At 59.7% G+C, this 7,918-nt stretch carries 7 protein-coding genes; all 7 read left to right on the top strand.

Going from position 1 to position 7,918, the window contains the following annotated elements:
• Positions 1-657 (top strand): IS1595 family transposase (locus ACYVL5_RS08810; RefSeq protein WP_460595188.1); only part of this gene is annotated, 657 nt, incomplete at its 5' end.
• A gap of 167 nt (positions 658-824) precedes the next feature.
• Positions 825-1,406: an anthranilate synthase component II gene (locus ACYVL5_RS08805; protein ID WP_460595187.1), complete on the top strand. Its 582-nt coding sequence runs from the start codon at positions 825-827 to the stop codon at positions 1,404-1,406.
• Between the two features lie 238 nt (positions 1,407-1,644).
• A complete protein-coding gene (gene trpD / locus ACYVL5_RS08800) occupies positions 1,645-2,709 on the top strand; it encodes an anthranilate phosphoribosyltransferase (RefSeq protein WP_460595186.1) in 1,065 nt (354 codons plus the stop codon).
• A 117-nt stretch (positions 2,710-2,826) separates the two neighbouring features.
• Entirely contained in the window at positions 2,827-3,627 is an 801-nt protein-coding gene (gene trpC / locus ACYVL5_RS08795) for an indole-3-glycerol phosphate synthase TrpC (protein ID WP_460595193.1), read from the top strand.
• 30 nt (positions 3,628-3,657) lie between these two features.
• Entirely contained in the window at positions 3,658-5,013 is a 1,356-nt protein-coding gene (locus tag ACYVL5_RS08790) for a tryptophan synthase subunit beta (protein WP_460595185.1), read from the top strand.
• A gap of 345 nt (positions 5,014-5,358) precedes the next feature.
• On the top strand, positions 5,359-5,973 hold the full coding sequence (locus tag ACYVL5_RS08785) for a phosphoribosylanthranilate isomerase (RefSeq protein ID WP_460595184.1): 615 nt from the start codon (positions 5,359-5,361) through the stop codon (positions 5,971-5,973).
• A 238-nt stretch (positions 5,974-6,211) separates the two neighbouring features.
• Positions 6,212-7,813 (top strand): Rossmann-fold NAD(P)-binding domain-containing protein, encoded by a 1,602-nt coding sequence (gene serA / locus ACYVL5_RS08780; protein ID WP_460595183.1) that lies wholly within the window; start codon positions 6,212-6,214, stop codon positions 7,811-7,813.
• Positions 7,814-7,918 lie beyond the last annotated feature (105 nt).

The raw sequence follows: 7,918 nt of genomic DNA, 5'->3' as shown, positions 1-7,918 counted from the left end.
AACGTGTCTTGTCTCGAGCTCAAGCGGCTGATCGGCGTCACCTACCGGGCCGCCTGGAGATTGAAGCATAAGCTCATGCAGGTGATGGTCGAGCGCGAGCAGTCCACGAAGCTATCCGAGCGGGTCGAAGTCGATGACGCCTACCTCGGGGGAGAGCACGAAGGCGGCAAACGTGGCCGTGGATCAGAGAACAAAGTGCCCTTTATTGCTGCGGTCCAGACGAACAAGTCGAAGAACCCGGTGTATGCGATCTTTTCGCCTGTCAAAGGGTTCGGCCAGGATCACATCAAGGCGTGGGCTGACAAGAACCTGGTGCCATCAACGACAGTCGTTTCTGACGGTTTGCAAGGTTTTACTGCCGTGACGCGATCCGGCTGCCATCATGAACAAGTCATCGTCGGCAAAGGAAAGAAAAGCACCAAGCTGGAATGCTTTACCTGGGTCAATACGATCCTCGGCAACCTCAAGAATGCCATCACGGGGACTTACCACTCTTTCGATTTCGACAAGTATCCCCATCGTTATCTGGGTGAGTATCAGTACCGCTTTAACCGTCGTTTCGATCTTGCTGCTATGCTTCCCCGCCTCGCTGCTGCCGCTGCCCGGACTGGCAGCCGACCAGAGCGGTGGTTACGCCTAGCGGAAGATTGGCGCTAATCAGGAAAGATTTTAGTTTTATCCGCGTTAATCCGCCAAATCCGCGTCATCCGCGTTCCAAGTTTTTAGGATTAGGTTTTAACTTTAAAGTCTTCTGCCTGATCCGCCTTTATCCGTTCCATCCGTGTCATCCGTGTTCAATGTTTTTATTTGCATGAGGTGTCTCAATGCTTCTGATGATAGATAACTACGATTCCTTCACCTACAACATCGTCCAATACCTGGGCGAACTCGGTGAGGACGTGCGGGTCTACCGCAACGACAAGATCACCATCGCCGAGATCGAGGCGCTCTCCCCGGACCGGATCGTGGTCTCACCCGGACCCTGCTCCCCGGAAGAGGCGGGGATCTCCGTCGAGGTGATCAGGCATTTTGCCGGGAAGATCCCCATCCTGGGTGTCTGCCTCGGGCACCAGTCGATCGGGTACGCCTTCGGCGGCAAGGTGGTGAAGAGCGCGACCCTCATGCACGGGAAGACCTCTCCCATTCATCATGACGGCAAGGGGCTCTTCGAGGGGCTTCCCAACCCCTTCAACGCCACCAGGTACCACTCGCTGATCGTCGAGCGGGAGAGCCTCCCCAAGGAGCTCGAGGTCACCGCCTGGGTGGCCGAAGGGGAGATCATGGGGATGCAGCACAAGACCCTCCCTATCTGGGGGGTGCAGTTCCACCCGGAGTCCATCCTGACCGAGGGGGGGATGGATCTCCTGAAGAACTTCCTGAAGATGTCGAGGCAGGCGAAAGGGTAGAGGCCTAGCACGCGGATGACGCGGATTGAGCGGATTTCCGCGGATAAAGCATTTGAGGGTAAAACCAAAACAGAAGCGATAGAACACGGATCAAATCTGATGTAACGGATTTACACGGATAATGCTTTTTGGGGTAAGGCTTTAACACTAAAAGCTTTTGTTTGATCCCCGAGAATCCGTTCAATCCGTGATCCGTGTTCCATGGTTTTGACGTTATTCCTGGATTTAGGAGCGGTAAATGATTCGTAAAGCGATAGCCCGGGTGGTGGAGCGGCAGGACTTGAGCGAGCCGGAAATGATCGAGGTGATGGACCAGGTCATGTCCGGGGGCGCCACCCCGGCCCAGATCGCCTCCTTCATCACCGCCCTGCGCATGAAGGGGGAGACGGTCGACGAGATCACCGGCGCCGCACGCGTCATGCGCGACCGCGTCATGCCCATCCGGGTGGGGAAACGGGTCCTCGACCTGGACCGCGACGAGATCAACCTCGACCAGGAAACCATCAACATTCTCGATACCTGCGGGACCGGCGGCAGCGGCACCAACAGTTTCAACATCTCCACCACCGTGGCCTTCGTGGTCTCTTCCTGCGGCGTCAAGGTCGCCAAACACGGAAACCGGGCGGTCTCCTCTTCCTGCGGGTCGGCCGACGTGCTCGAGTCGCTGGGGGTGAATCTGGACGTCACCCCGGAAACGGTGGAGAAGTGCATCGCCGAGATCGGTATCGGATTCCTCTTCGCGCCTGCGCTGCACGGAGCCATGAAGCACGCCATCGGCCCCCGCCGCGAAATCGGCATCCGCACCATTTTCAACGTCTTGGGTCCCCTAACCAATCCGGCCGGCGCCGATTGCCAGGTGCTCGGAGTCTACCGCCCTGAGCTCGTCGACAAGCTCGCCCACGTACTGAAGAATCTCGGCTGCAAGCATGGCTTCGTCGTGCATGGTATGGACGGTATGGACGAGATCACCCTCAACGGCGAGACCCGCGTCGCCGAGGTGAGCCGGGAGGGGGTCGAGGTCAAGGTGATCTCCCCCGAGCAGTATGGGCTTAAGCGTTGCGCCGCCGCCGATCTTCGTGGCGGCGATGCCAAGGGAAACGCTGGCATCGTCAAGGACATCCTGGCCGGTGTAAAGGGCCCGAAACGGGACATCGTCCTTTTGAATGCAGGGTACGCGCTGGTAGCGACCGGCAAGGCGTGCGACGTCATGGAAGGGATCCGGATGGCGGAAGACGCCATCGACAGCGGCCGGGCGGCGAAGCAGTTGGAAAAGCTGGCAGCAATGACCAACGAGGAAGCTTAATAACAGTTCTAGGTTCTATGTTCTACGTTCCAGGTTGGAGCCCGAACCTTAGACACAAGCGATTGGACTTTGCTTAGGTTGTAACGTAGAACCTAGAACATAGAACCTAGAACGAGGATTTTTGTGATTCCTGACGTGCTCAAGAAGATAGTCGATTACAAACAGGGTGAGCTCGCCGCCGAGAAGGCCGCCTCTCCGCTCTCCGAAATCATCGCCCGCATCGGCGATCTCGAAGACAACCCCCGCGGCTTCGAGATGGCGCTCCGCAACTCCCGCGAGTCCGGCTGGACCGCCATCATCGCCGAGGTCAAGAAGGGCTCCCCGTCCAAAGGTGTCATCCGCGAGGACTTCGATCCCCTCGACATCGCGATGACTTACCAGAACAACGGCGCAACCTGCCTGTCGGTGCTGACCGACGAGCACTTCTTCCTCGGCCACCTGGGCTACCTCGCCCTGATCCGCGAACAGGTGAGCCTTCCGCTTTTGCGCAAGGATTTCATCTTCGACCCGTACCAGATCTACCAGGCGAGGGCTGCCGGCGCCGATGCGATTCTCCTGATCGCCGCCATGCTCGATCTCCCCCAACTGCGCGACTTCCACGCGCTCGCCCGGGAGCTCTCCCTGGACGTCTTGCTGGAGGTCCACGACGAGGCCGAACTGGAGATCGCCCTCAAGACCGACTGCCGCCTGATCGGCATCAACAACCGTAACCTCCGGACCTTCGAGGTGGACATCGCCACATCGGAACGGCTGGCGGCCCAGATCCCGGACGGCTACCTTATCGTCGCCGAGAGCGGGATCAACACGCGTGAGGAGATCGTCCGCCTCAGCGACAATCGCATCGACGCCTTCCTGATCGGGGAGTCGCTCATGCGCGAGGAAGATATCGGGGAAAAACTGCGCGAACTGCTTGGCTAAACTTTCATGCAATGTAAAAAGGAGCGGGTTATGAACACGAAGATCGTCCTGGAAGAGACCAAAATTCCGAAGCAGTGGTACAACATCATCCCCGACATGCCCGGGCCGCTGCATCCGGTCATCAATCCGCAGACACTCCAGCCCGTCACTCCCGACGACATGCTGGCCATCTTCCCGATGTCCCTCATCGAGCAGGAGATGTCCAACCAGCGCTGGATCGACATCCCCGACGAGGTCCGGGAAATCTACAAGCTCTGGAGGCCGTCGCCCTTGTACCGCGCACGCCGCCTCGAGCAGGCGCTCGGCACCCCGGCCAAGATCTACTACAAGTACGAAGGGGTCTCGCCGGCCGGCTCGCACAAGCCTAACTCAGCGATTCCGCAGGCCTACTACAACAAGCAGGCCGGTATCCGCAGGCTGGCGACCGAGACCGGCGCCGGGCAGTGGGGAAGCTCGCTGGCCCTGGCCTGCTCGATGTTCGGGCTTGAATGCACCATCTACATGGTGAAGGTCTCCTGCAGCCAGAAGCCGTACCGAAAGAGCATGATGCAGCTGTGGGGCGCCCAGGTGTTCCCGTCTCCCTCCGAGTTCACCAACGCCGGGCGCTCCATCCTCGCCCACGACCCCGACAATCCGGGGAGCCTCGGCATCGCCATCTCCGAGGCGGTGGAGGACGCCGCCACCCACGCCGACACCAACTACGCGCTGGGAAGCGTCTTGAACCATGTCTGCCTCCACCAGACCGTCATCGGCCTCGAGGCCAAGGACCAGCTCGCCACCGTGGGGGATTACCCGGACGTCGTCATCGCCTGCTGCGGCGGCGGATCCAACTTCGCCGGTCTCGCTTTCCCGTTCATCTCCGATCGCGCCAACGGCAAGAAGGTCCGCGCCCTGGCGGTCGAGCCCGCTTCCTGCCCGACGCTGACCAAGGGGATCTACGCCTTCGACTACGGCGACACGGTGAAGATGGCCCCGATCGTGAAGATGTACACCCTCGGCCACGACTTCGTGCCGCCGGGAATCCATGCCGGCGGCCTCCGCTACCACGGCGACTCCGCCCTCGTCTCCCAGCTCTACCAGGCAGGGGAGATCGAGGCGAAGGCGTACAAGCAGAACACCTGCTTCGAAGGGGCGTTGCTCTTTGCCAGGAGCGAGGGGATCGTCCCGGCCCCCGAGTCGTCCCACGCCGTGCGTGCCGCCATCGACGAGGCCGTGCTGGCCAAAGAAGAGGGGAAAGAGAAGACCATCCTGTTCGGGCTTTCCGGCCACGGCCAGCTCGACATGGCCGCCTACGACGCCTATCTCTCCGGCGCCTTGGAAGACTTCGAGTACCCGGAAGAGAAGATCCGCGAAGCCCTCCAACGGCTGCCGAAGGTGTCGTTTTAGACTGCAAAAACCATCGAACGCGGATGACGCGGATTGAGCGGATCTACGCGGATAAACCTTGCAGCAAGAATCTGAAACGGGTGAACACGGATCAAATCTGATGAAACGGATTTACACGGATAAAGCTTGAGGGGTAAAGCCTTAACCTAAAAGATTTAGTTTTATCCGCGTTAATCCGCCAAATCCGCGTCATCCGCGTTCCAAGTTTTTAGGATTAGGTTGTAAACTTTGAAATCTTCTGACTGATCCGCCTTTATCCGTCCCATCCGTGTCATCCGTGTTCCATGCTTTGGTTTCAGGTTTTGGGGTGGGAAGGTATCTAAGTAATTTTAAGGGTATACAGCGATGACAAAGGTGAAGATCTGTGGCATAACTTCTGTTGAGGATGCCCTGATGGCCGCCCAAGCCGGGGCCGACGCACTGGGGTTCATCTTCTTCGAGAAATCCCCGCGTTTTCTCGACACGGAAAAAGCCGCCTCCATCATCTCCTCGCTTCCGCCGTTCATCCAGGTGGTGGGGCTTTTCGTCAACGCTCCCCTTGAATTCGTCAACGAAACCGCCGACCGCTGCCGCCTCGACATCGTCCAGCTCCATGGCGACGAGAGTCCGGAGTACTGCCGGCAGGTACGCCGGAGGGTCATGAAGGCCTTCCGGGTGCGGGGAATGGAAAGCCTCGCCACGATGCCCGACTACCGGGTGGCGGGATTCGTGCTCGATGCCTATTCCCCCAACGCCTACGGCGGCACCGGGGACCGGTTCGACTGGGAGTGCGCGGTGGCCGCCAAGTCCCACGGCCCGATCGTCCTGGCCGGTGGACTCGAACCCGAGAACGTCGCCTCCGCGGTTGCGCAGGTCGCCCCCTACGGAGTCGATGTCTCCAGCGGCGTGGAACTCTCACCAGGTGTGAAGGATCCGGAAAAGGTAAGGTCGTTCATCCGGCGGGCCAAAGGTTTGGTATAGTAACCCCTATTCGGCGCCTTGCACCACCATCCTCACCCTGTCCCTGAAGGGGATGATCCTATCTCCTGAAGGAGAGGATACTATTTCGTGAGGGGTGGGCGCTGCTTCTCTTGGCCCGGCTTTAATCAGGTTCTTCCATCTATCGCCAACTCTCCCTCCCCTTCAAGGGGAGGGTAGGGGTGAGGATGGGGTATTTGGCATATCGACGTAAAACGTAAAAAAAAACAAAGGAGTGGAAATGAAGATTATCGTAACCGATGAGGTGGCTCAAGAAGGTTTGGCCCTTTTGCTCAACGACCCGCGTGTGCAACTGGACATCAAGCTGGGACTGAAGAAGGAAGAGCTTCACTCCATCATTGGTAACTACGATGGTATCATCACCAGGAGCGGCACCACCGTCGACAAGGCTCTCCTTGACGCCGGCAAAAACCTGAAGATCGTGGCCCGCGCCGGGGTCGGGGTCGACAACGTCGACGTCGATTACGCCAGCGCCAAGGGGGTCATCGTCGTCAATGCTCCCTTCGGCAACACCAACAGCGCCGCCGAGCACACCATGGCGCTGCTGCTTTCCTTCTGCCGCAACGTGACCCAGGCCAACGGCTCCCTCAAAAGCGGCGCCTGGAAGCGCGCCCCCTTCACCGGCTATGAGCTGAAAGGTAAAAAGGCCGGCGTCATCGGCCTCGGCAAGGTCGGCGGCCGCGTCGCCACCCGCCTCAAAGCCTTCGAGTGCGACGTCATCGCCTGCGACCCGTACATCGCCGAGAAGAGGGCCCAGGACCTCGGTGTGAAGCTCGTTTCTCTCGACGAGGTGATCCGTACCTGCGACATCATCACCGTCCATACCCCGCTCACCGACGAGACCCGTGACATGATCGGCGCCAAGGAATTCGCCGCCATGAAGGACGGCGTGATCATCATCAACTGCGCCCGCGGCGGTATCTATAACGAGCAGGCCACCCTGGACGCCCTCAACTCGGGCCGGGTTACCGGCGCCGCCTTCGACGTCTGGAGCCACGAGCCCCCCGACTCCGAGGTGCTCAAGGCGCTGATCGGTCACCCGAAGATGGTCGTCACCCCGCACCTGGGCGCCAACACCTTCGAGGCCCAGGTCAACGTCGCCGTCGACGTCTCCCAGGAGATCATCCACTACCTCGACGAGCAGCCGCTCGAGAACGCCATCAACATCCCGCGCTTCGATGCCTCCCTCATGGGGCAGATGCGTCCGTACCTGAACCTGGTGAACGTGCTGGCCGATTTCATCATCCAGCTGGTGGACACCAACGTGAACAAGGTGACCTTCTCCTACACCGGCAACCTGGCCCAGTACGACTGCACCCCGATCACCGTCTGCGGTCTGGCCTCCCTTCTGAACCGCCGCGTCGAGCAGGACGTCAACATGGTCAATGCCCAGCTGGTCGCCCAGCAGATGGGGATCGTGGTCAGCGAGGAGAAATCGAGCCAGTCCGAGGCCTTCTCCAACATGATCACCGTGAGCCTCGAAGGCCCGGGTGAAAAGCGCCTGATCTCCGGCGCCCTCTTCGAGGGAGTACCGAGGATCGTCAAGCTGCGCGACTTCCAGATGGACTTCCGCCCCGAGGAGCACATGCTGCTTCTGTCCTACGGGGACCGTCCGGGGATCATCGGCAAGATCGGCACCATCCTGGGCGAGAGCGACATCAACATCGCCTCCATGAACCTCGGCCGCCGCGAGAAGAAAGGGGAGGCCATGGTCATCCTCTCGCTCGACTCCGCCGTCCCCGAGAACGTGGTGGAGAAGGTGAAAGAGGCCACCGAGGCAACCTTCATCAAGCCGCTCTACCTGGTGACCGCCAAGGCATAAGCCGCGGTAACGATAGCTGGCACGAAAGAAGGCCCCGGGGGGAAACCCTCGGGGCCTTCTTTATAGACTTCAAAAACAATGGAACGCGGATGACACGGATGGAAC

It is taken from the genome of Geomonas sp. Red276, from assembly GCF_054784495.1.
The sequence above is the reverse complement of the archived record's forward strand: the minus strand, read 5'-3'. Positions and strand labels throughout refer to the sequence as shown.

Bases quoted from the DNA above. Each gene is read 5' to 3' on its own strand.
- ACYVL5_RS08805 (WP_460595187.1), top strand. From the start codon at position 825: ATGCTTCTGATGATAGATAACTACGATTCCTTCACCTACAACATCGTC.
- trpD (WP_460595186.1), top strand. From the start codon at position 1,645: ATGATTCGTAAAGCGATAGCCCGGGTGGTGGAGCGGCAGGACTTGAGC.
- ACYVL5_RS08790 (WP_460595185.1), top strand. From the start codon at position 3,658: ATGAACACGAAGATCGTCCTGGAAGAGACCAAAATTCCGAAGCAGTGG.
- ACYVL5_RS08785 (WP_460595184.1), top strand. From the start codon at position 5,359: ATGACAAAGGTGAAGATCTGTGGCATAACTTCTGTTGAGGATGCCCTG.
- serA (WP_460595183.1), top strand. From the start codon at position 6,212: ATGAAGATTATCGTAACCGATGAGGTGGCTCAAGAAGGTTTGGCCCTT.